The sequence below is a fragment of the Paraburkholderia sp. J11-2 genome (genome assembly GCF_905220185.1).
In the GTDB taxonomy this organism is placed as follows: domain Bacteria; phylum Pseudomonadota; class Gammaproteobacteria; order Burkholderiales; family Burkholderiaceae; genus Paraburkholderia.
Window position 1 is genome coordinate 274,094 of sequence record NZ_CAJMYY010000004.1, and the last position, 23,095, is coordinate 297,188.

The following is a 23,095-nucleotide window of genomic DNA, read 5'->3' on the forward strand; positions in this document are numbered from 1 at the left end:
AATGGGTCTTCAGTTTTTGTGAAGACCGCCGTCAGGGCGCAGGCGCGCGCCGGGCCAGCGCCCTTCGCGCACCAGTTGGCGGGCCACATCGGCGAGCACGACACGCGCCGCCAGCCCGGCAGGCGACAGTTCGTCGTCGGAAACACTCGCGATCATGTTGGGGCGTGTTGCAAAGCTATCGGCCACGCGCACGCTCGCCAACGTCACGTTCTCCGGGCGCGCGAGCGCTGCGCCGGGCTGAATGGTCGCGCCGAATCCTGCGCGGACGTAATCCATCAGCAGCGCCAGGCCGTCCACTTCGGCAATGACATTGGGTTCGTATTTGGCGCGCTTGAACGCGGCGCTCAGTAGCGAACGCAGCCCGTGCGTGCCGCTCGGAAGAATCAGCGGCAGCCTGCCGATCTGCGCGAGACGTACCGAAGCGCCGCTGGGCATGCCATCGAGATCGCTCGCGCCGATGACGAATAGCCGCTCCTCGAGCAGCGACGCCACGCTCCAGCGTTGCGCCGGGACCTCGCGAAACAGCACGGCGAGATCGATTTGCCGCGCGCTCAACATGGTGGCGAGATAACCGGAAAGGCTTTCGACCATGCGCAGACGCACATGGGGATAGCGCTCGCGCATGGCCTGCATGAAGGCAACGCCAAGCACGCTCGCCGTGCTCGGCGCCATGCCGACGCTCACGTGCCCGGATAACCGCGCTTCGCGTGCGGCGAGCGCGGCATCGTCGATATGCCGCAGCGCGAGTTGCGCCTGACGCCAGAACGCGAGGCCGGCATCGGTTGGAACGACGCCGCTGGACGTGCGCTGCAGCAAACGTGTGGAAAGCTCGCCTTCCAGGCGGCTAATCTGCTGACTCAGCGCCGATGTCACGACACCGAGTTCCAGCGCGGCTTTGCCCATGCTCCCGTGTTCGACGACACTGAGAAAATAGCGCAGTTGTCTGAGTTCCATTTCATGATCGGCAAGAGCGGAAATTGCGGGCTATTGTCGCAGAATGGAATCGGCTTCCCGCTACGACGGCATCGAATCGAGGAAGACATAGAGCGCGGCGATTTTCTCGTCGCGAACGATGATCACATCCACGCCCGTATACTCGGGCGCCTCGCCCCGCGGCCCCGATCCCCACGACAGACGGCCAGCGTTGTGCAGCGCCTGTGGCTCACCGAGCGGCACGTAGGCGAAATGCGGGTGCGTCGCGCGCAGGGCCCCGGCGAAGGTGTCGAGCGCATCGTGGCCGGCGAATACGCCGGGAGGCGCGTAGAGCACACAGTCCTCCGTATAGAGTTCCTCGATCGCCGTGCGGCGACGCTTTGCATCGCCTTCGCCGAAAACCTCTTGCAGGTTGCGATAGAGCAGTTCGTTGATCCGTTCGTTCATGGCATTTCTCCTTATCGATTCAGTCAATCGCACTACTGATTAAATCCGGGCCTTCCCACCGCCGACGACAATCTCCGTACCGGCGTTGTGACGAGACAAATTTAAGGCCGCATGCTATTTTTCGAAATAGAAATGACAGAAAGCCATCGTTGCAAAATTGTCGATGTCAAAGCTACCGGACTTCGAAGGATTCGCGATGTTTGCGAAGGTTGCCGAGGAAGGTTCGTTCGCGGCTGCCGCGGCGGCCATGGGCGTATCCGTCGCCACGGTCTCCCGCGCCGTGACCCGGCTCGAGGAGCGGCTAGGCGGCAGGCTGTTCAACCGCACGTCCAGGCGGCTCGCGCTCACGGACTACGGGCATACGCTCGCCGAGCGCGCGTCGAAAATCTACGCCGACGCCGAAGAGGCTGAGGATTTCGCGCGCGAGACCTCGAGCCGGCCGCGCGGCCTGGTCAAGCTCGCGGCACCGCTTTCCTTCGGCGCGCGCTGGGTGGCGCCACTTCTGCCCGAGTTCTTCCGGGCCTATCCCGACATATCTGTGGAGCTTCATCTCACGGATGCCCAAGCCGATCTGATTGGCGAGGGGTTTGACGCCGCCCTGCGTATCGCCATCCTCGAAGATTCCTCGCTCGCGGCACGTCTCATCGCGCCCGTGCGCCGGTTTGTCGTGGCATCGCCCGTGTATTTGTCGCGCAATGGCCGGCCGCAGCATCCGCATGACCTCGGCGCGCACCAATGCCTGACCTATGCCAACAGGAGCAGGCGGGACGTTTGGCGTTTTACGCACGAAAATGGCGAGGCATGCACGGTCACGCCAAGCGGCGCGCTGCGAGCCACGACCGTGGAAGCGTTGCTGCCGGCGCTCCTCGCCGGACTCGCCGTCGCCGAGCTTCCCGAGTTCGTGGCGACGCAGTATTTCGCGGACAAACAACTCGAACCGGTTTTGACCGACTGGCGCTTGCCCGAAGGCGGCCTGTATTTCGTCACGCCCACCGCCCGCACACGGCCAGCCAAGGTGAGCGCATTGGCCGACTTCTTCATCGCGCGGCTCACTGCGGCGCAATGGAGCGCCGAGACGCTGATGGGTTGGAAGCCGCCGGGAGCGCGCAGCCGGTGATTGCGTGACCTGCTTTATCGGCGAGCGGCGATGCGCTCTGGCGCGATTTTCGTGTGATTGCACTGGCCTCGAACCGAGTCTATAATTGAGTGCGTACTCACTCTACATTGAACCGAAATACGATGGCACGTCCTTTGAGCCCTGAAAAGCGCAATGCCCTGCTGGTTGCGGCAACGCAAGCCGTGGCCGAACAGGGTGTGCTGGCCAGCACGGCGAGTATCGCCCGGCGCGCGGGTGTTGCCGAAGGAACGCTGTTCACGTATTTCGAGAACAAGGACGTGCTGTTCCAGGAACTGTATCTGCACCTCAAGCACGAACTGGCTGAAACCATCATGCCTGGCTATCCTTCCGAGGCGGGCTTCCAGCTTCGGCTGGAACATGTCTTCCAGCACTATGTGCGCTGGGGCGTGGCGAACACGGCCGGGCGGCTCGCCATCGCGAGGCTTTCGGCTTCAGGTCAGTTGTGGGATGAGACGCGGACACAAGGCATGGAGCCGTTCATGGCTGTTTCGCAAATGATGGAAGAAGCGGTGCAGCGCGGCGTACTGCTGGACGCACCGATCGCGTTTCTCTACTCCATCATCGAGCGCATTGCCGATACGACGATCGAATTTGTCGAGCGCCAACCCGACGATGCCGAGCGTCACCGCCAGCTGGGTTTCCATGCCGCCTGGCGAGCCATCACGCCGTAAAAATTTTCTTTAATAATTGAGTGCGTACGCACTCAATGTGGAAAAGGAGAAATCAACATGTCCAGTCAAAAGTGGTTCATTACCGGCGCATCCGGCGGTCTCGGGCTTGCCCTTGCCGAAAAGGTCCTGGCCGAAGGGCATCGCGTGGTTGCAGCGGTGCGGCGCGTAGCAGCGTTGGACGCGCTCAAGCAGTCCTGGCCGGATCAGCTCGAAGTGGAATCGGTCGACGTGACCCGTCCCGAGCAGGTGCAGGCCGCGGCGGCACGCCATCCGGATGCCGATGTCGTCGTCAACAATGCGGGCGGCGCGGTCATCGGCGCGATGGAGGAGTTGAGCGAAGCCGACATCGAGCAGCAGATCGCGCTGAATCTGCTCGCGCCCATCCACGTCACGCGCGCCTTTCTCCCAGCAATGCGCGCGAGAAAGCACGGCACGTTCATCCATGTCACGAGCGTCGGGGGACGTGCGGCCTTTCCGAGCGGCTCGATGTATCACGCCGCGAAATACGGTCTCGAAGGCTTTGCCGAAGCGGTGAGCCAGGAAGTGGCCGAGTTCGGCATCAAGACCCTCATCATCGAGCCGGGTTCCATCAAGACGGGGTTCGTCGCGAATATCCGCTGGACCGAGGCGCTTGCGGATTACAAGGACGGTGTCGTCGGCAAGCTGCGCCAGCAGATCAAGGAAGTCGGCGATGAGTATGCCTCGGGCGATCCCGTGAAAATGGCCGGCGCCATCTACGAGGTAAGTCAGTTGCCGCAGCCGCCGCTGCGTACTGTTCTCGGCGGCGACGCCTACGCGGTGCTCGAGGCCGGCTATACGCGCAGTCTCGCCGCGCTGCAGGCGCAAAAGGACCTTGCCAACTCGGTGATGTTCGAAGGCAAGGCAGGATTCAATCCGCAGTGAGCTTTGCGAGTCGCATTTCGCAGGCATTCACCCACCCTTTCATTGCCAAATTGTCGATGCCGCTCGCTCGACGAAGGTTGAAACGATCATGTCAAAAGTCTGGTTGATTACTGGCGCGTCCCGGGGTCTGGGCCGCGCCATTCTCGAAGCCGCGTTGCAGGACGGCGGCAAGGTGCTGGCGAGCGCGCGCGACACGTCGCGTCTCGCCGATTTGCAGGCGCGCTATGGCGAGCGCCTCGCGACGTTCGAACTGGACGTCACGAACGAAGAGCAGGCACAGCAGGCGGTGTCCGAGGCGGCACGGCGATTCGGATGCCTTAACGTTTTGGTCAACAACGCCGGTTACGGACACATTCAGCCGTTCGAATACATGCCTGCCGATGATTTCCGCGCGCAGATCGAAACCAACTTCTTCGGCGTGGTGAACCTCACGCGCGCGGCCATCCCCGTGATGCGCGCCCAGGGCGGCGGCCATATCTTTCAGGTCTCGTCGGCAGGCGGGCGCATCAGCAGCCCGGGGCTCTCCGCTTACCAGGCGGCCAAATGGGCCGTTGGCGGATTCAGCGACGTCGTGGGCAAGGAGGTCGCGCCGTTCGGCATTCGCCTCTGCACGCTGGAACCCGGCGGCATGCGCACCGAATGGGGCAACGAGGCGCGTACGACGCTGCACACTCTTCCTCAGGACTACGAGGATTCCATGGCCGGATTCAAGGCGCTGATCGACGCGTACGTGGGTCATGAAGTGGGCGACCCCGAGCGCATTGCGAAGCTGATCGTGATGCTCGCCTCGCATGAAGCGGTGCCCGCGCGGCTCGTGCTCGGCTCGGATGCCTGGCAGATCGTGGAAGCCGAGGAGCAGGCCCGCCGCGAATCCATGCAAGCCTGGAAGGGCGTGACGCTCGCGGCCGACTTCGATTCCGCAATGCCCGCGTGGCCGTCGGAGTGACATCATGCGCGTCGTACTGATCGGCGCGACCGGCATGGTCGGCCAGGGCGTGTTGCGTGCGTGCCTATCGGCGGCGGACGTCACCGAAATCATCGTGATCGGCCGGCGCGCGCTGGAGGGCTACGATGATCCGCGACTCAAGCTCTTCACCGTGCCGGATCTTGCAGGCTTTCAGGCCACGGACGAAGCGTTTTCCAGTATCGACGCGTGCTTTTTCTGTGCAGGCGTATCGTCCTTCGGCATGGCCGAAGCGGCTTATCGGGCGATCACCTACGATCTCACGCTCCACATCGCTCAGGAACTGCTTCGCGTGAGCCCCGCGATGACGATGGTCTATGTGTCCGGCGCGGGCGCGGACAGTAGTGAACGAGGCAACAGCATGTGGGCCCGCGTGCGCGGACAAACCGAAAATGCGCTGCAGCGCCTGCCGTTTCGGCAGGTGGCTATTTTCCGGCCGGCGGCGATCTTTCCCGAGGACGGCATACAGTCGCGCACGGCCGCGTATCGATGGATGTACGTCGCCCTCAAGCCGCTACTCGCATTGGTTCGGCGAATCTCGCCAAATAGCGTATTGACTACCCGAATCATTGGCGATGCGATGCTAAACGCGGTGCGCCGCGGTGTACCGCAAGCTATTCTGAAGCCTGCCGATATCCATCGACTCGCCAGTTCGCGAGCGTGATCCAGTTGCGCGCATGCGCGGTCCCTGCGTGCGTCGCTCGATGGCTTATGCCTCCAGCGATTCGTGCGGCGCGCTCGCGGAACAGTCGCGCAGTTGCTCGATCAGCCATCTTCCAGCCGGACCCGGCGGTGCCGCAACGGGGTACACGGCCAGCATCGGAAGCACGAGCCCACCGGCGGGCACGTCTTCGACGTGAAGTTCAACGAGACGTCCTGCCGCAATGTCGTGCTGGATGGCATGCACGGGCATGCCGCCCCAACCTAGCCCGTGCACCAAAAGCGCATGCTTGGCGAACAGATCGGCAACGCGCCAGGTCGCCGCAGACATCACGCCGAATTCGTGGCCTGCCGACAATTCGGTCCGGTCGGTTAGCACCAGTTGCGTATGGCGCGCGAGTTCATCCTTGGGAATCGGCCCACGAATCGCGGCGAGTGGATGCGTACTGGCCGCAACCATCGTAAACGCGACGCCAGCGAGCCGCTCCGACGTCAGTCCTGGCGGCACAAAAGGCAAGGAACCCACGATGCCGACCGCAGCACGTCCGTCGATGACGGGTTGATAAGCACCGCCGAGCGCTTCCGCGTAGAGCCGCAAAGGTACACCCGGAAAGTGCTCGCGAAACGCCTTCGCGGCCTCGACGACAACCTGAAACGGGAAAAAGACGTCCACCACGACGGACAATTCGGGTTCGAGCCCGGCCGCCATGCCCTTGGCACGCGCCTTCATGCCATCCACGCCGGAAACAACATTGCGCGCGTCGGCCAGCAGCACACGCCCTTGCGCGGTCAGAACCGGGTAGCGCCCTCGCCGGTCGAACAGCGCTACGCCGATCTGTCCTTCCAGATTCGACACTAGCTCGCTGACCATCGATTGCGCGCGGCGAAGCTTCCTCGCCGCCCCGGAGAAGCTGCCTTCGTCGACTGCCGTGATGAATGCCCGGAGCTGGTCCAGCGATACGCCATCCAACATTTTGGTTTCCTAAACTCGAAAACTCACCGGGGCGGAAGCGGACAAAGGCCGCCCCGTCGATACTGCACGGGCGGCCCGTCGCGCTGCCTCAGCCCGGTGCCTCAGCTCGCACTGGCCGCTGCCAGTCGCGCGCTGAAGCGCCCAAGCCGTTGATCCAGGCTATAAGCACCCGCGCCGAAGTAAGCGATCTGCAGAAGGCCGCCCGCCATCATGACGTTCTTCAGGAAGTGAATCATCTGATTCTGGTCTGCGAAATTGTTGTGGAAGAACGCTGCCGTGACCAGACAGAACACGGCCATCACGACCGACAGGGGACGCACGCGGTAGCCCGAAATCAGCAGCAGGCCGCCGCCCAGCTCGATCACGATCGAAACCAGGTACGCGAGCGGCGGAACGGGCAAACCCATCGCTTTGATATAGCCAACCGTTGCCGCGTAGGCGGCTAGCTTGCTGAGCCCGCTCATCGCAAAGGGCACACCCAGCATGACGCGGCCCAGCAACGGAATAAACTTGAATCGTTCCATGACGATCTCCTCAAAGAAGTTCACTTTGGTGGACCAGGATAGGGATTCGCGCCAGCCTCCACCATCGCCAGTCGCGCACAGACCATTTCAATCAGGATTACGAAACATAACCCCTTCCGATCGACAGATCGCCCGCATCCACCGTGTTGCCCGGACGCTCGAAACCGGCGCGATTCAACTGTTCTGTAGCCGCTGAATAACCCGTCCTCGGTCAGTTGCGCCATACTAAATCCGCAACGATCACGCGCCAATCTCCCGAATTGCAAAGCAACGTTGCGCGTGATAGAACGACGCATCCTCAGCGAGAGCCCGACGATGAACCAGATCACCGACCTCAACGACCTCCGGATCTTTGTAGAAGTTGTCGAGCGCGGGAGCTTCACGGCGGCGGCGCACGCCCTCGGCTCGCAGACATCCAAGCTCAGCCGGCGTGTTCGTGCACTCGAGGAGGAGCTGGGTGTTCGCCTGCTCAATCGCACCAGCCGCAGCCTGTCCTTGACCGAGATTGGGCGGCGCTTTCACCAGCATTGCCTCGCCCTCGTTGCGGAATCGAAAGCCGCCAAGGATATCGTCGACCAGACACGCTCCAAACCGCAGGGCACGATACGGATTAGTTGCCCGGTAGGATTGCTCAGCTCGGGCATTACCCCGATGATCGCGCAATACATTCAGGACAACCCCGAGGTGCAGGTGCTCGTCGATGCCACCAACCGCCGCGTGGACGTCGTGGAAGAAGGGCTCGACTTCGCTATCCGCGTGCGGCTTCCCCCTCTCGAAAGCACCGATCTCGCCGTCCGGCAACTCGGGCTCTCCTCGCAAATCCTCGTTGCCAGTCCGGACCTGGCCGCACGCCATGCCGCGCCCGCGTCGCTGCAATCACTCGAAGCGTGGCCTACGCTCTCCATGGCGAACAGCAGCGAGAAGTTTGTCTGGAACCTCGTGGACACCGAAGGCAACGCATCGTCATGGGCACATCGGCCACGTCTCGCGAGCGATGACCTCGCCAGCCTGCGCATCGCAGCGATGAATGGCGTTGGCGTGGCCTTGCTGCCTCGCGAACTCGTGGATGCCGATATCCGTTCCGGCCAGCTTCTACACCTGCTGCCTGGGCTTGCCACCGAACCCGGCCTCGTGCACGCGATTTTCGCCTCGCGCCGCGGCATGGTTCCAGCAGTCCGGCAGCTGCTGGACGCGCTAGTCGCGGGCTTCGAAAAGCTGAACAGCAAGCAATAACGAGAGCCTGAGTGCGCGTTGGCCCTTCAGCGGCCGACGCTTCTATTTATTTCGTTATCCAAATTGATTGCTGAAACGTTACCTGCAGAGCCCGGTGTCTTCACGCCGACATTTGAAAAGTCACGTCAGCGGCAAAACGGGTTGACACGCCCGTGAGCGCATCCTAACATACAACAATGCTGCACACATTCACTATTGTTGAATGAAAAAATCAGGAGACTCCATGAATACGCTTTCGTATGAGCGCGGAACACGCACCACGGCGCTCATCAATCAGACGATTGGCGACTACTTCGATGCAATCGCCCATCGCTTGAATGAACATGCTGCGGTCATCAGCCGGCATGAAAGCATCCGCCTCACCTACGGCGAGCTTCGGCAAAAATCGGACGATCTCGCCGCGGGATTGCTTGCCTCTGGACTCGAGCCCGGCGACCGGATCGGCATCTGGTCGCACACGAACATTGCCTGGCTGCTCATGCAATTGGCCACGGCAAAGGCCGGGCTGATTCTCGTGAACATCAACCCGGCCTACCGGAGCGCTGAACTCGAGCATGCGCTGAACCTGGTGGGGTGCAAGGCGATCGTGACGATGGTCCAGTACCGTTCGAGCGAATACCTGAACATGCTGAGGGAATTGGGCAAGTCGCGCTTGCCGAAGCTCGAGACGATCTGGTGGATCGACGAAAGCGGCGCGCCGGACGAGGCGGGCGCGCAACGCTTCTCCGGCCTGTTCGACCTCGCAGCGGCCGGCCGCACTTTGCTCGACGAGGTTCGCCCAACCGTGCGTCCGGACGACGCCGTCAATATCCAGTTCACGAGCGGCACGACCGGACTGCCCAAGGCAGCGACGCTCAGTCACCGCAATATCCTGAACAACGGGTACTTCGTGGGCGAATGCATGAAGCTCACGCAAATGGATCGCGTCTGCGTGCCCGTGCCGATGTACCACTGCTTCGGCATGGTCATGGGCAATCTGGCATCGCTCACGCACGGTTCGACAATCGTCTACCCCGCCGCAAGATTCGACGCTGAAGCCGTTCTCGAAGCCGTGCAGGCCGAGCGATGCACGGCGCTGCTCGGCGTGCCCACCATGTTCATTGCCGCGTTGAATCACCCGCGCTTTGCGGCATTCGACAAGCGCACGCTACGCACCGGCATCATGGCCGGCTCCCCTTGCCCGATCGAAATCATGCGGCGTGTCGTGGACGAAATGAACCTCTCCGAAATCACCATCGCCTATGGCATGACGGAGACCAGCCCCGTGAGTTGCCAGAGCATGACGGATACTCCGCTCGACAAGCGCGTGACCACGGTTGGTCAGGTACTGCCGCATCTCGAGATCAAGATCGTCGACCAGGTGAGCGGAGAAACCGTGGACCGAGGTCAGCCCGGCGAGCTTTGCACGCGCGGCTATTCGGTCATGCTCGGCTACTGGAACCAGGAGGAAAGGACGAAAGAAGCGATCGACGCCAAAGGCTGGATGCACACAGGCGACCTCGCAACGATGGATGCGGCGGGCTACGTCAACATCGTTGGAAGAATCAAGGACATGGTGATCCGCGGCGGCGAAAACCTCTATCCGCGCGAGATAGAAGAATTCCTGTACACCTGCCCCGGTGTGCTCGACGTTCAGGTGGTGGGCGTACCCGACAAGCATTTTGGCGAAGAACTCTGCGCTTGGATCGTCACCGCGCCCGGCGCCATTCTTGACGAAGGCAGTGTCCGCGAATTCTGCCAGCAACGCATCGCGCATTACAAAGTGCCCAAATACATTCGCTTCGTCGACTCGTTCCCGACTACCGTAACCGGGAAGATCCAGAAGTACCTGATCCGGCAAATCATGAGCGATGAACTCGGTCTGCAAGACCAACAAACGGCCTGACACTCATGAGCGCGTGGCACTCGCCAGGTCCCTCACCTTTCCTCATCACAGTTTGCTGGAGCACTCGCCATGGCAGAAGTTGATATGCAATCGGTCTATATTGTCGCGAAAGATGTTGGCCGGCTTTCCGAGTTCTATATCGCGGCGTTAAATATGCCGGTCCAGTTTCGCGACGCGAACAAGTGGACGCAATTCCGCCTGCAACGCAGTGCGTTTGCGCTGAGTTCCGCAGAGGAAGCCGCACAAGGCGCGGTCGGCGCCGTCCCCGTTTTCCAGATTGCCGGCGAGGCGCGTGCGGAAGTCGAACAGAAGATTCTCAGTTCAGGCGGTCTGCTGCTCGGGCAGCGCGACATGGGAACGCACGGTTTCGTCGCCACCTACAAAGACCCCGAAGACAACATCTTTCAGGTCTTCAGCAAGACTTCGACGCGTTAATTTCCGCACCCGCGTCAGGCCAAATCTCACCCAATCCTCAATTACTGGAACAATCATGAAGTTTGGAATTTTTGACCAAAATGATCGCAATGGTCTGCCAATCAATCAGCAGTACGAAGAGAGACTGCAGATCATCGAACTGTACGACAAGCTCGGTTTTCACTGCTATCACATGTCGGAACACCACGCGACCACGCTGAGCGCGTGTCCGTCGCAAAGCGTGTTCCTCGCCGCCGCCGCGCAGCGCACCCGCAAGCTGCGCCTTTCACCGCTCGTCTACATTCTTCCGATTCATCATCCCGTGCGGCTCGCCGAAGAAATCTGCATGCTCGACCATTTGAGCGGCGGCCGCTTCGAATACGGCGTGGGACGCGGCGCCTCGCCCCACGAGATCGAAGCGCTCGGCATCGACCCTGCCACGGCTCAAGCCAGATATGTGGAGTCGTATGAAGTCGTGAAGCGGTTCCTCAACTCGGATACGCTCAACTACGAAGGCACGTTCTGGAAGTTCAAGGATATGCCCATCGAGATCAAGCCACTGCAGTCGCCGCCGCCAACGTGGTACGCACTGGCATCGCCTGAGTCGACGGTTTGGCCCGCACAGGAAAAGATGAACATCGTGTGCGCAGGCCCCATTCAGCGCGTCCGGGCAATCACCGATCGCTATCGTGAGGAATTCGCCAAGCGGCATCCGTTTGAAGCAGAACCGCTCATGGGCGTGAATCGCTATATCGTCGTAGCGGAAACCGATCAGGAAGCGATGGAAATCGGCTCGCGGGCATGGTCTGCGTTCTATCCGAATTTCATCAAGCTCTGGAAGAAGCACGGCACCGAACCCGTCAACCAGAAGCTTCCGCCGACGTTCGAACCGCTCGTGGAATCCGGTCTCGCCGTGGTGGGACGGCCGGAAACCGTCCGTGAAAAGCTGCTGGAACAGGCAAGCAACGGCGGTTTCAACTATCTGATCGGCACCTTCATGTTCGGAAATATGTCGATGCAGGAAGCCAAAACGTCGATCGGACTCTTCCACGAATCCGTCATGCCGGCGTTCGGCGAGCTGGAAAAGGTTCCGTCATGAACGCGATTCCTCTGTCCGAGCACGAACAGTCAGCCATCGGAACGTTCGACAAACGTCAGCTGAGAAACGTTTTGGGTTCCTTTGTAACTGGCGTAACCGTGGTAACCACGCTCGACACCGAAGGAAAAATGCATGGCCTCACCGCCAATTCGTTTTCCTCGGTGTCTCTCGACCCACCGCTTGTGTTGTGGAGTCAGGCGACATCCGCTGGAAGCCACGCGGCCTTCAGGGATTCAGAGCGCTTTGCGATCAACATCCTGGCGGAAGATCAGCATGGCCTGGCCAATCATTTCGCCACGCGATCGCCGGACAAGTTCTCGGGCATCGAATATGACGTCGGGGTCGACGGCCTCCCCGTACTGCGCGATTGCAGTGCCTGGCTCGAATGCAAGGCAGTTGCCTGCTATCCCGGCGGCGACCATGTGATCTTTCTCGGTTCAGTCGAGCGCATTCGCCAAAGCGCGCGGCGGCCGCTGGTCTTTGGCGGCGGCCAGTACCTGGTGGCCGATCCACACGACCTGGGTCACGCTCCGGTCGGAACGCAAGGTACGATGAAATCCCAGCCGCATGCGGTGCGACTGGCGAGCCGCAGTATGTTGCGGCTCGCCAGTACGCTCGACAAATCTCTCGCCCTGGTGGCATGGGGCAATCACGGACCGACTGTGATCGCCTGGCAGGCCGCGGCGACACCTGTAGCCGCGGATCTGCCTTTGGGGCTCGTGCTGCCGGTGACGTCTTCGGCTTCCGGGCTTGCACTCGCGGCCTTTCTTCCGCGTGAAGCGATCGACCGGTTCGTTGTCGCGGAGTTGCGTGAAAACGCTCGGCGCGAATCACAGGGTTTGCCCGTTGCCGCAGAGACCTTCTCAGGCATGCTCGAATCGGTCAAAGCTTCGCGCGTAGCGACGAGGCGCCCCGGACCGTTTCATGACGACCGAGTCCTCGCCAACGCAATCAGCGTGCCCATCCTTTCGCCAGACGGCAGGGCAGTGCTTGCCTTGACCGCGATTGGCCCCGCGGAGCAATTCGATGCGGCAACCGACGGACCGTGCGCGCAAGCCCTCAAAGCCGCCGCACAGGAGATTTCTCTAGCGCTGCGCGAAGCATGAATGCCCGCTCCGCACATAGCGCACTCGATAGCGACCCCACGAAAGCCATGACTGAAACAGATAGCCGCTTACTCGAAGCCGCCTTGCCTCCCGTAGCACAGATCCGGGTGAACCTCGACTCGCCAAGCGGCAAGCAAACCATCGCCTACCGCGAGGCGGGCGACAAGGCAGCGCCACCTATCGTCCTGCTGCACGGCATTGGATCGAACTCGGCGGGATATCGCGCACAACTCGCAGGACTTGCCGCGCGCCATCGCGTGATCGCCTGGGATGCCCCGGGCTACGGACAAAGCAGCCCGTTTGCGATCGCAACGCCTCGCGCCGCCGACTATGCGGAGGCCGTCATGGCGATGATGACGGCGTTGGGCATCTCGCGTGCGACGGTTGTCGGCAGTTCGTGGGGCAGCGTCATCGCAGCGACCTTTGCGGCGCACTATGCCCACGCAACGCACGCCCTCGTATTGAGCGCGCCCAACGTCGCGCGCGCTCACCTGACGCTTTCCGATCGCGCCGCCGCGCGCGAGGCGCTGATGCGAAGCGCAGCGGCGCAGTCGCCCGAAGCGCGCGCCGCGGTGGTCGACGCCCTGCTCGCCGCCAACGCCACGCCCCAGGTCCGCGCGCTTGTCTCGACACTCCGGGACGCGGTTACACCAACGGGATGGGAACATGCGGTCGACATGCTCTTCTCGGCCTATACGCCAGTGGTGGTCGCATCAGTCGAGGCGCCGATTTCCATCGTTATCGGCAACGAAGATCGCATCGCGCCTGGCGACGACCACGCGCGGCCTATACACAAGGCTGCGCGCAATTCAACGCTCCATGTGCTCGAAGGTATTGGCCACATGCCGAAGCTTGAAGCGCCGGACAGGTTCAATTCCATCGTATTGGCCGCTGCCGCCGGTGGATACACGTGACGCAGACTTCTACCCGATCTGGCGGGACACCTTGCCCCCGAGTGCAATCGTCGCGCGAACGGCGCTCTCGAGGAGCGCCTTGATTGCCGCGCTGTTGATATCCGTATCGAGCGTGGCCGGCGAGCCGATAAGGCTGATTGCAAACTGAAGATTCCCGTCCCGGTCCCAGATCGGGGCGGCAACCGATACATAGCCAAGATTGCCGCGATGAACCAACGAAAAGCCGTTCTTGTGCAATTCCGCGCTCGCTTCTTCCCGCATGGCGGCCGCACTCCAATTCTTCTCGCCAGACATTTCGCGAGCAATGAGTTCGTCGGTGCGGCTGGCCTGCAGGCAGGCGATAAAGAGCTTTCCCGCTGCCGTCGTGACCAGTGGGATCAACCCCGTTCTCAATTCGAGGATGCTGCGCGTCTCCCCCTCCTGCTTGAACAGACTCACTGGCCCGTCGTCGGTCCATGCCGTCACCGCCGCACCGTTGAGCGTGGCGTCGCGCAGCGCAATCACTTCGCGCCGCACGATATCGAAACCGTCGAGCTGGTTGATCGCGCTCATCCCTAGAGCCAGCGAAGCCGGGCCGAGTTTGTAGCATCCCGGCTTTTCATCGGCGCAAACGAGGCCCGTGCGGACGAGGCTGATCATGTAGTTGCTCGTCGCGCTCGGCGTGAGTTCGGACAGCGCGGCAATCTCTTTCAGAGGAAGGGCTCGCACACTCGTTTGCAACGCCGAGAGGATTCGAAACGCTATCTCGACGGATTGAATGCCGCGCCTCGTGCTCACATTGGTCATATCGCTGCCGTATTGAAGTTGTTGAACACACGCCGCCCGGGTTTCCCCGCACGTCAACCTTGTTGACACCCTTCGCGGGCGCCTTCTATAGTATTCAACATAAATTATTGCATTCATTACTGTTGAATGCAATATCATGAGAAGCAGGTGGACCGCAAGGTTACACGAGCCGTTGGACCCTGGTATGGAGCTTTACGTATTGATTGCTTAGTACTGCAATTCTTTTTCTCATCGACACAATCCATCAGAAGAACAATTACCGCTTCGGAGTCAAAGCAATGGCCTTTCGCAGACGTGCAGTGGCAGGAACCCTTTCCGCATTTTCAATGTTCGGCATCGCCCACGCGCAATCGAGCGTCACCTTGTATGGCATCGCCGACACAGCGGTCCAATACATCAGCAATGTCGGTGGACACTCCCTTGTTCAGCAAGGCAACACGCATTCGCCCGATATCTTCGGCTTGAAGGGTGTGGAAGATCTTGGCGGCGGCTTGCGCACGATCTTCGACCTGCAGGGCGAGTATTTGCTGAACAACGGGCAGTTGCTCGTTCCAGGGACGCTGTTCAACCGGAAGGCCTACGTTGGGCTGCAGTCGGACACGTTTGGCACGCTCACGCTCGGCCGCCAGCCCAGCTTCATGTATGACGTTCTCGCCAACTATCAAACGCCTCTGCTGCTCGGCAATATTCTTTCGCTCCATCAGGGCAACCTCGACGAAGTCGCGAACTTTTTCCAGTTCGCCAACGCCGTCAAGTATGTGAGCCCGACGTTTGCCGGCTTCTCGACCGGTGTGGAATTCGCATTTGGCAATGTGCCCGGCAACTTTAGCGAAGGCCGGAACTACTCGTTCTTTGTCCAGTACAAGAACGGACCGTTGAGCCTCGCAGCCACTTACGCGAACGAGAACAACCGCTTCCTGGAGCTTTCAAGTTTCATCGGCCTCCCCTCGCTGTTTGGCACGCCGTTGCGCGCGTCCGAGGGCGTGGGCGCAACTTATCAGTTCACTCACGTGCTGCTGCACGCCGCCTTCACGCAGTCGCGCATCACCCTGGCCACAGGCCAGGGCAACGCCAATACCGTCGACGCTGGCGCGAACTGGACGGTCAGGCCCGACGACATCGTCGCGATTGGCGGCTGGGTCGAAAATCTCGACGGCGGAAACTGGAAGACGATAACGCTCTCGAACACCTATCTTTTTTCGAAGCGCACTTCCATCTACCAGCAGGTCACCTACCAGCATGCGTCGGGCGCCAATAGTGTGGCATCGCTTGCGGGCGCCGGTCTGGCATCCGGCCGGTCGACAACCGGCGTCTCGCTGGGTATCCAGCACTTTTTCTAGGAACATGAAATTGACCATCGCATCCGTGCAGCAACGCTCACGTATCTCCACTGGCGATGGATTGCATCGAGAAATACAGGCTTTTCGTGAGACACGTAAGCGCCTACCCTAGCTCAATGTCATCAACTGGCGCTCGCGCCCGATTATTATGTCGTCCGATACAACCTTGCCGCACGGCGTGTCAAAAGCATCGAGCGCTCAATGCGCCCCTCTTCAAGTACGGCCCGGCCTCGATACCGCCGGGCAGCAAGACACCGCGAGAGCGGTCGTCTTGCGCACGGCGGGGCGGCAGCACGGCTCCATCACGCGACTCGTCAGCCCGGGCGACCTTGGCGAGATCCTGAAGCCATTCGTCTTTCTCGACTACTTCGAGAGCAAGGATGCGGCGGCGCTGCAGTTTTCCATGCACCCGCATTCGGGTCTCGCGACCACGACCGTGCTGCTGCAAGGCGAAGTTGAGTATGAGGACACGACCGGCGCGTCAGGCGTACTGCCCGTTGGTGGCGTAGAGTGGATGAATGCGGGCGGCGGGGTCTGGCATGGCGGCGGCGCCAGAGGCAACGGAACAATACGCGGTTATCAATTGTGGACCGCGTTGCCGCCCTCCCTCGAATTGGCGGCTCCTCACAGCCAGTACCTGAGCGCGAGCGACATTCCTCGCACCGGTCCAGCAGCTGTCATTCTGGGTCGCTACGGGGAAGCAGAAAGCCCCATTCGTGCACCCGCAGGCATCAACTATCTGCTCGTGAGCCTTCAGGCCGGCGAACAATGGCAGTACACGCCGCCAGCCGGTCACAGCGTTGCCTGGTTGAGCGTTCAACGCGGCGCATTGCGAGTGGGCAACGCGCGTGTCGCCGACGAACTCGTCGTATTCGACGAGTCTGAAGACGCCGTGACCCTCACCGCGAGTGAGGACTGCGAGTTCGTGCTCGGCTCTGCCATCGCCCATCCGCACCCGCTTGTGCTCGGACACTACTCCGTTCATACATCTGCCGACGCGTTGCGCGCGGGAGAAGCGAGGATCAAGCAGATCGGTGCGCAGCTTCGGCGCGACGGCCATTTCGGCCAGACGCCCACACGTTGATCAGTCGAGCGTCAAGGCATCGAGGGCAGGCACATGGCCATCGCGAACTCCACAGGCAACGATCTGCTCGCCATGGCCGGACGGTTCCTGTTCGCTTCCCTTTTCGTTGCGAGCGGCGTGAACAAGCTGCTCTGGCCGCTGGCGACCATTGAATACGCCAGGACGTTCGGGCTGCCCGAGCCGCAGCTATGGTGTATCGGCACAATGTTGCTGGAACTCGCATGCGCAACGTTGCTCATTCTCGGCTACCGAACCCGCGCCGTAGCATGGATGCTGGCCGCCTACTGTGTTTCGACGGCCATCATCTTTCACCATGCGTTCGCAGACCAGAACCAGTTGATCCAATTTCTCACGAATCTGGCCATGGCAGGCGGACTGCTTGCGCTTTCGATTTACGGCGCCGGCCTGTTCAGTATCGATCGACTCGTTGGTAACGGACACGTCGAGACAGCGTCGAATTACGCCCGAATCACGCCGTCCGACAGTTGATTGCCCCGCGCCGTTTGTCCTCCTTTCTCTTTCGGAACTCCCTCATGCGTGACGTTCATGTTGGCGACGCAGCCATACCGGCCATTGGCTTTGGCACCTATGGTCTGAGCGAAGCCGAAGTCCATCGATTGGCGCCCGCGGCCATTGACGCGGGCTTCCGCCATTTCGACACCGCCCAGATCTATGGCAATGAGGCCGCCATTGGCGACTGCGTTGCCGCTTCAAATCGCCCAAGAAGTGAATTCTTTCTCACCACCAAGGTTTGGGTGAGCAATTACGCAGAGAGACATTTCGAAGCGTCCGTCAATGTGAGCCTGCGCAAGCTCGGGACAGACTACATCGATCTATTGCTACTGCACTGGCCGGGGTCGGATATCCCGCTTGCCGAACAAATCGCAGGCCTGAATGCCGTAGTACGGGCGGGCAAGGTTCGGCATATTGGCGTCAGCAATTTCAACAGCGCAATGATGACGCAAGCCATTCGCCTTTCCGCCGCGCCCCTCGTGACGAATCAGTTCGAATACCATCCGTACCTGAACCAGTCCGTGCTGATCGAAAGCGCACGGCAAGCCGGTCTTGCCGTCACGGCCTACTGCGCGATGGCGATCGGACGCGTATTCGGCGACGATGTATTGAAAGCAATCGCAGGCCGCCACGGCAAGACGATTGCGCAAATCGTTCTTCGGTGGCTCGTTCAGCAGCCCGGCACGGTTGCCCTTTCCAGAACCACCCGGATCGAACGCCTCGCGGAAAATCTCGCCATCTTCGACTTTGCGCTCGACGACGCGGAGATGTCGGCAATCCACTCGTTGACGACAGCCGACAGCCGCATCGTCAATCCCCCAGGACTCGCTCCCGTCTGGGATAGCACCGCGCCTTGACCCCAGGCGTCATCAGAAGAAGTGCATGATGCCGAAGTAGCCACCTTGCTGGTTGTGGCCCGGCAGCGGCAGGGAGTCTGTCGCTTCCACCGGGAATGAGGACTGCTTGCCGTTGAACATGGCGCCGATGGTCAGGTAGAGGAATGTCCGTGCAGAGAGGTTGTAAGTCGTGCCTAGAGCGGCGAGATTGCCTGTTCCACCACCATGATTCACGTTACCGTGATACCAGCCGCCCTGAATCGCGAGAGCAGGCGTAGCCTGATACGAGGCGCCAATCCACTCCTGCTGGCTGCGCGTTGCCGCAAACGGATTGAATGTGGTCGCGACCGTATCCTGTCCGGACGACACCAGCTGCTGAAAGCCGGTATAGAACTTCAGTGACCCAAGCGTATAGGTGGCCCCGATCATGTACTCTCGCGAAGCCGCATACAGGTCGGAGAATTGCCCGTTCGCGTCGCGTATTTCTTCATATACGCCGTACGCGGCGAAGCTCGCCCGCGTGTATTGCGCACTCACGCTGAACTGGCGGCCGGACTGGAAGTTGCCCGCCACGCCGCCAAATCCGTTCTGCACGCGGAATGAGAATCCCGCCCAATTCGGCGAATTGTAGGTGACCACGTTCGGCCGCGGACCCCAGGCGCGACCGTACGCGAAATTGCCGACGCCGATCCCTACCTGCTCGCCCAGGGGGTCGATGTACCAGCCGGTCTCGTCGGTCAGGCTCATCGCGCGACCAAACCAGATACTGCCGAAACGGTCGCTCGCGAGGCCTACGTACGCGTCCCGCGTAAAGATGGTGTTCGGCGGTATTTCGCCGGTTCCCGAAGTAAAGAGGCTTTCAAGCTTGAACACCGCGTGTAGACCTCCGCCAAGGTCTTCATCACCTTTGAGCCCAAACCAGCTGTAGCCGTACTGATTGCTGCCAAACCGGAAGTTGTTCTTTGAGCCTTCCGGAGTCGCCACATTCGTCACGTAGTCGAAGCCTGCCGCAATGCGCCCATACAGCGTCACCGAGCTTTGCGCATACGCGTTGCAGATTCCGATGGTCGTTAAAGCTGCAAACAATGCCAATCTTTTCATTTTGTATTCCTCAGCAAAAAATTGTCTCCACTCCATCCTCTGAAAGCCTCTGCGAAGTTCCTACCTCCGCGCTTTGCGAAGTGCTCTGAGTAACTCCGGAAGATGACGCACCGTCGTTGCCAGCAGGATCGCGCACGCCTGTACGAGTAGCTGAACCGCAGCACCCGCACCTAGCGCCAGCACCAGTTGCCCGAGTTGCGCCATGAATAGCGCGGCTACAGCGCTCGCAACGACGCTGCCCCGGCCACCGGTGAATGGCGTGCCGCCCACCACCACCGCTGCGATAGCGGGCAGCAGATAGTCGTTACCGGACGTTTGCGACGCGCTGCCGATAAAGCCGGCGAGCAGCATGCCCGCCGCCGAAAAGCACACGGCCGACGCGAAGTACGCGCCGATCCTGTACTTCAACACGTTGACGCCCGCGGCTTCGGCCGCGCGCGGATTGACGCCCACGGCAATGAACCTGCGCCCTACCGCGGTCTTGCGCGTGATTAGCCAGGCACTCGCAACGAAAACGAGCGCGAACCAGACATTGGCAGGCAGGCCGAGGAACTGCGCATGCGAGATGGTTTGCATGACAGTCGGGACATTGACCGGAACGTTGCCCGTCAGCGAGCGTGCGAGGCCAATCAACAACGCATTGACGGCAAGCGTTGCAACCAGTGGCGTAATCGCAACCTTCGAGACCAAAGCGCCGTTGACGATACCGACGATGCCGCCAACGCAAACGGTGATAACAACGGCAAGCACAATGGAGTCGAACACGAATCCGGTTCTGGCCATGACGATGCCCGCCAGCGAAACCATGCCGATTGCCGACATGTCCAGCCCGCGCTGCTGGATGACCAGCGTTTGCCCCGTCGCGACGATCGCAAGGATGCCGGCAAAAGGGAGCATGGCGAGGATCGAACCGTGCGAAACGGTGCCCGGCGCAACGATAAAGCTGCACGCGAAAAGCAGGATCAACCCCACCCAGATCCACGAGAATTCATCGATCGCGGGGAACCACGCCGGCTTTGCTTTTGATTTCGTTGAGGAGGGTTCGAGAAATTCCGACATGATTTCCGCCTGGTTGTGCATTGCCTTTCTCATTTCGCCACCGCCATTTCTCTGCTTCTGGAATAGAGCGCGACCGAAGCCAGGATCATTGCGCCCAGGAGGTACGATTGCCACGAGTCGCCGATATCGAGAAATGACGTCACCACGTTCACCTGAATGATGAGGAGCGCACCAAGCAGTGCGCCAACGAAGGAGCCGCGCCCGCCAAAAAGGCTCGCTCCGCCGATCACCACCGCCGCAACGCTTCCGAGCGTGTAGTTGATGCCGGCGCTGGCATCGCCGGAACCGACCTGCGCCATCATCGGCACTGCCGCAACAGCCGCAAGCAATGAGCAACCAAGGTAGGCGGCGAGCGTCGTCAGTTGGGGACGCGCGCCGGCCATCCGAGCGGCTTCGGAACGAGAACCCACACCGCGAAGCGTGAGCCCCACCCTCGACTTGAACAGCGCGATTTCGAGCACGGCCGCCATCGCGATCGCCACGATCGCAACGACGGGCATGAAGCCGAACTGTGCGCCGATCGCGTCCACGACGCGATCGGCTATGAGGCCGCCAGGCACCGGGCGCAGAAGCAGCGAGACGGCCTGAAGCGCCATATAAGTCGCGAGTGTCGCCACCATGGGATGCAGCCGGAACGGTCCAACCAGCGTCCAGTTCACCAGCCCGACGGCCAGGGCCACGAGCAGCACGATCACCCAGCCCGAGAGTTGATGGCCCAATGTGGCGCCATCGTTTAGGAAGAACGACTGGATCACCACAACGAGGCCCATGAGCGGCCCCACCGAAAGATCGATGCCCCCGACCAGCATGAGCAACTGCTGCCCATAAGCGGCGATGGCCAGCGTGGCGACGAGCGCCAGCATGCCGCTCAGGTTTCGTGCGGACAGGTAAGCGGGATTGACATGCGCCGCATACAGACCGAGCGCGCACACGGCCACCGCGAGCATCACGATCGGCGCCAGATCCCCCGAAGCCCACTTCCAGAACCGTGCCGTTGTGGACGCGTCTTTCTCCCGCTCGGTCGTCACAGTCAGGACGGCAGATGTGATGGTGTTCTCGCTGACCGCGTCGCCGGCAAGTTCCTTCACGACGTGCCCGCGTGAAAAGATCAGCACGCGGTCACACAGTCCCGCCACTTCGTGCGCATCGGACGAAACGACGATCACAGCCGTGCCCGCGGCAGCCGCTTCTCTCAACACCTTGTAGATTTCCATCCGCGCGCCGATGTCCACACCCTGAGTCGGCTCGTCGACCAGCATCACCTTCGGCTGGCTGGCCAGCACACTCGCCAGCACCAGTTTCTGCTGGTTGCCGCCCGACAGGCTGCGAATCGTCGTGTCGATGGACGGCGTCTTGACCGCGAATCGCTTCACTGCGTCTCGCGCGCGCCTCGCTTCGCTGCGCTGGCTGACCCAGCCCCTGATGGAATCGAAGGGCAAACTGCGGATCGAAAAGTTTTCACGCACCGACAATTCGCCGAAGATGCCTTCTCGATGACGATCGCCCGGTAGATACCGGATGCCTGACGCGGCCGCGGCCTGCGAATGGTGAAGTCTCGCTTGAGCCCCCGTTACCGTGACGCGGCCGCGGCTTCGCGCGAGGCCCGCAAGCGCCCGCATGAATTCGCGCTGGCCATTGCCATCGATACCCGCGAGACCTACGATCTCGCCTTTGCTGACCCGAAGCGAAACATCGCTGAAGCCTGCGCCACGCAGTCCCGCCACGTCGAGAATGACGCTCGCGTCTTCATCGTTGCCCTTGACCGGAAAGTCGCGATCGAGCGCCCCGCCAACGATCAGTTCGACGATCTGCTGTTCGCTCAGGCCCGCGGCTTGCCAGGTGCCTTGCCCCTGACCGTCGCGAAGCACGGTCAGCCGATTCGCGATCTTCTGCACTTCGCGGATCCGGTGTGAGATGTACACGACCGCACAACCCGAAGCCGTAATCTTGCGGATGCGCTCGAACAGGCGCTCGACGTCTTCCGCCAGCAGATGCTCGGTCGGTTCATCGAGGACCAGAACCTTGGGCTTCGCCGCAAGCGCCTTGACGATCTCGACGATGAACCGTTGCTCCGGATTCAGACTCACCACGCGCTCGTTCGCATCGATGGCGACGTCATCGCTCCATTGCTTCAGGAGCCCTTGCGCCCATTGCGCGACTTGCATGAGCGTTGGACGCTGCTCGATCGGCACGCCGAGATAGAGGTTCTCTGCAACAGTCAGGTCGGGCATGAGCGCCGGTTCCTGCCGCACGATGGTCAACCCCAGGCGGCGTGCCTGCTCGGTATCGCCTCGCGTTTCCACGCCGTCGATCACCACGCGCCCGCGCTCCGGAACCAGCGCACCTGAAGCGACCGCCATCAGCGTGGACTTGCCAGCGCCGTTCTCACCCACGAGACCGTGCACTTCGCCCTTCACCACCGAGAACGTCACGTTGTCGAGCGCCCGTACACCCGGAAAGATCTTCGTGACACCGTCGACCTGCAGCAGCGTTTTCTGGTCATTCATGATTC

Annotated in this window: 23 protein-coding genes; 15 read left to right on the forward strand and 8 right to left on the reverse strand. The window is 61.2% G+C overall.

The features are described from left to right. Positions 1 to 9: 9 nt before the first annotated feature. Positions 10 to 954: a LysR family transcriptional regulator gene (locus tag U5A57_RS07775; RefSeq protein ID WP_321909607.1), complete on the reverse strand. Its 945-nt coding sequence runs from the start codon at positions 952 to 954 to the stop codon at positions 10 to 12. Between the two features lie 60 nt (positions 955 to 1,014). Then, positions 1,015 to 1,380, reverse strand: a complete 366-nt coding sequence (locus U5A57_RS07780; protein WP_321909608.1) for a nuclear transport factor 2 family protein — start codon at positions 1,378 to 1,380, stop codon at positions 1,015 to 1,017. Between the two features lie 163 nt (positions 1,381 to 1,543). Here U5A57_RS07780 and U5A57_RS07785 point away from each other — a divergent pair, with 163 nt between their 5' ends. The 5 genes from U5A57_RS07785 (at position 1,544) to U5A57_RS07805 (ending at position 5,720) form a co-directional block, all read left to right on the forward strand. Then, positions 1,544 to 2,497, forward strand: coding sequence for a LysR family transcriptional regulator (locus U5A57_RS07785; protein ID WP_321909610.1), 954 nt, complete (start codon positions 1,544 to 1,546; stop codon positions 2,495 to 2,497). A 122-nt stretch (positions 2,498 to 2,619) separates the two neighbouring features. Then, positions 2,620 to 3,189: a TetR/AcrR family transcriptional regulator gene (locus U5A57_RS07790; RefSeq protein WP_321909613.1), complete on the forward strand. Its 570-nt coding sequence runs from the start codon at positions 2,620 to 2,622 to the stop codon at positions 3,187 to 3,189. A 57-nt stretch (positions 3,190 to 3,246) separates the two neighbouring features. Next, entirely contained in the window at positions 3,247 to 4,092 is an 846-nt protein-coding gene (locus tag U5A57_RS07795) for an SDR family NAD(P)-dependent oxidoreductase (protein ID WP_321909614.1), read from the forward strand. Between the two features lie 88 nt (positions 4,093 to 4,180). Then, positions 4,181 to 5,038 carry an SDR family NAD(P)-dependent oxidoreductase gene (locus U5A57_RS07800; RefSeq protein ID WP_321909616.1) on the forward strand — a complete coding sequence of 286 codons (858 nt, stop codon included), beginning with the start codon at positions 4,181 to 4,183 and terminating at the stop codon, positions 5,036 to 5,038. Between the two features lie 4 nt (positions 5,039 to 5,042). Continuing rightward, complete coding sequence (locus tag U5A57_RS07805) at positions 5,043 to 5,720, forward strand: NAD-dependent epimerase/dehydratase family protein (RefSeq protein WP_321909617.1); 678 nt, start codon at positions 5,043 to 5,045, stop codon at positions 5,718 to 5,720. Between the two features lie 45 nt (positions 5,721 to 5,765). On the opposite strand, the gene U5A57_RS07810 is transcribed toward U5A57_RS07805, so the two are convergent. Further along, positions 5,766 to 6,689 carry a LysR family transcriptional regulator gene (locus U5A57_RS07810; protein ID WP_321909618.1) on the reverse strand — a complete coding sequence of 308 codons (924 nt, stop codon included), beginning with the start codon at positions 6,687 to 6,689 and terminating at the stop codon, positions 5,766 to 5,768. Positions 6,690 to 6,790: 101 nt separating this feature from the next. Next, the gene (locus tag U5A57_RS07815; protein ID WP_321909620.1) at positions 6,791 to 7,213 is read right to left on the reverse strand and encodes a DoxX family protein; all 423 of its coding nucleotides are present in this window, start codon (positions 7,211 to 7,213) and stop codon (positions 6,791 to 6,793) included. Between the two features lie 315 nt (positions 7,214 to 7,528). Between U5A57_RS07815 and U5A57_RS07820 the strand changes: the two genes are divergently transcribed. From U5A57_RS07820 to U5A57_RS07845, 6 genes are all read left to right on the forward strand, one after another. After that, positions 7,529 to 8,446, forward strand: a complete 918-nt coding sequence (locus U5A57_RS07820; protein ID WP_321909622.1) for a LysR substrate-binding domain-containing protein — start codon at positions 7,529 to 7,531, stop codon at positions 8,444 to 8,446. Positions 8,447 to 8,669: 223 nt separating this feature from the next. After that, positions 8,670 to 10,331 carry an AMP-binding protein gene (locus U5A57_RS07825; protein ID WP_321909624.1) on the forward strand — a complete coding sequence of 554 codons (1,662 nt, stop codon included), beginning with the start codon at positions 8,670 to 8,672 and terminating at the stop codon, positions 10,329 to 10,331. A gap of 69 nt (positions 10,332 to 10,400) precedes the next feature. Beyond that, the gene (locus tag U5A57_RS07830; RefSeq protein ID WP_321909625.1) at positions 10,401 to 10,766 is read left to right on the forward strand and encodes a VOC family protein; all 366 of its coding nucleotides are present in this window, start codon (positions 10,401 to 10,403) and stop codon (positions 10,764 to 10,766) included. Positions 10,767 to 10,821: 55 nt separating this feature from the next. Beyond that, a complete protein-coding gene (locus U5A57_RS07835) occupies positions 10,822 to 11,844 on the forward strand; it encodes an LLM class flavin-dependent oxidoreductase (RefSeq protein WP_321909626.1) in 1,023 nt (340 codons plus the stop codon). After that, the gene (locus U5A57_RS07840; protein WP_321909627.1) at positions 11,841 to 12,950 is read left to right on the forward strand and encodes a flavin reductase; all 1,110 of its coding nucleotides are present in this window, start codon (positions 11,841 to 11,843) and stop codon (positions 12,948 to 12,950) included. The genes U5A57_RS07835 and U5A57_RS07840 overlap by 4 nt, the downstream gene beginning before the upstream one ends. A 47-nt stretch (positions 12,951 to 12,997) precedes the next feature. Then, entirely contained in the window at positions 12,998 to 13,864 is an 867-nt protein-coding gene (locus U5A57_RS07845; RefSeq protein ID WP_321909628.1) for an alpha/beta fold hydrolase, read from the forward strand. A gap of 9 nt (positions 13,865 to 13,873) precedes the next feature. Here U5A57_RS07845 and U5A57_RS07850 read toward each other — a convergent pair whose 3' ends face one another. Beyond that, entirely contained in the window at positions 13,874 to 14,650 is a 777-nt protein-coding gene (locus tag U5A57_RS07850) for an IclR family transcriptional regulator (RefSeq protein WP_321909630.1), read from the reverse strand. Between the two features lie 299 nt (positions 14,651 to 14,949). Here U5A57_RS07850 and U5A57_RS07855 point away from each other — a divergent pair, with 299 nt between their 5' ends. The 4 genes from U5A57_RS07855 (at position 14,950) to U5A57_RS07870 (ending at position 18,444) form a co-directional block, all read left to right on the forward strand. Further along, positions 14,950 to 15,990: a porin gene (locus tag U5A57_RS07855; protein WP_321909632.1), complete on the forward strand. Its 1,041-nt coding sequence runs from the start codon at positions 14,950 to 14,952 to the stop codon at positions 15,988 to 15,990. Positions 15,991 to 16,261: 271 nt separating this feature from the next. Next, the gene (locus U5A57_RS07860; protein ID WP_321909634.1) at positions 16,262 to 17,074 is read left to right on the forward strand and encodes a pirin family protein; all 813 of its coding nucleotides are present in this window, start codon (positions 16,262 to 16,264) and stop codon (positions 17,072 to 17,074) included. A 33-nt stretch (positions 17,075 to 17,107) separates the two neighbouring features. Further along, entirely contained in the window at positions 17,108 to 17,563 is a 456-nt protein-coding gene (locus U5A57_RS07865) for a DoxX family protein (protein ID WP_321909636.1), read from the forward strand. 14 nt (positions 17,564 to 17,577) lie between these two features. Next, complete coding sequence (locus U5A57_RS07870) at positions 17,578 to 18,444, forward strand: aldo/keto reductase (RefSeq protein ID WP_321909638.1); 867 nt, start codon at positions 17,578 to 17,580, stop codon at positions 18,442 to 18,444. A 12-nt stretch (positions 18,445 to 18,456) separates the two neighbouring features. Here the strand turns inward: U5A57_RS07870 and U5A57_RS07875 are convergent, their stop codons facing one another. The 3 genes from U5A57_RS07875 to U5A57_RS07885 are packed head-to-tail and all read right to left on the reverse strand — an operon-like array spanning position 18,457 to position 23,090. After that, a complete protein-coding gene (locus U5A57_RS07875; protein WP_321909639.1) occupies positions 18,457 to 19,524 on the reverse strand; it encodes a porin in 1,068 nt (355 codons plus the stop codon). A gap of 60 nt (positions 19,525 to 19,584) precedes the next feature. Then, positions 19,585 to 20,616, reverse strand: a complete 1,032-nt coding sequence (locus tag U5A57_RS07880; RefSeq protein ID WP_321909641.1) for an ABC transporter permease — start codon at positions 20,614 to 20,616, stop codon at positions 19,585 to 19,587. Continuing rightward, on the reverse strand, positions 20,613 to 23,090 hold the full coding sequence (locus U5A57_RS07885) for an ATP-binding cassette domain-containing protein (RefSeq protein ID WP_321909643.1): 2,478 nt from the start codon (positions 23,088 to 23,090) through the stop codon (positions 20,613 to 20,615). Before U5A57_RS07885 ends, U5A57_RS07880 begins: the two co-directional genes overlap by 4 nt. Positions 23,091 to 23,095: the final 5 nt, after the last annotated feature.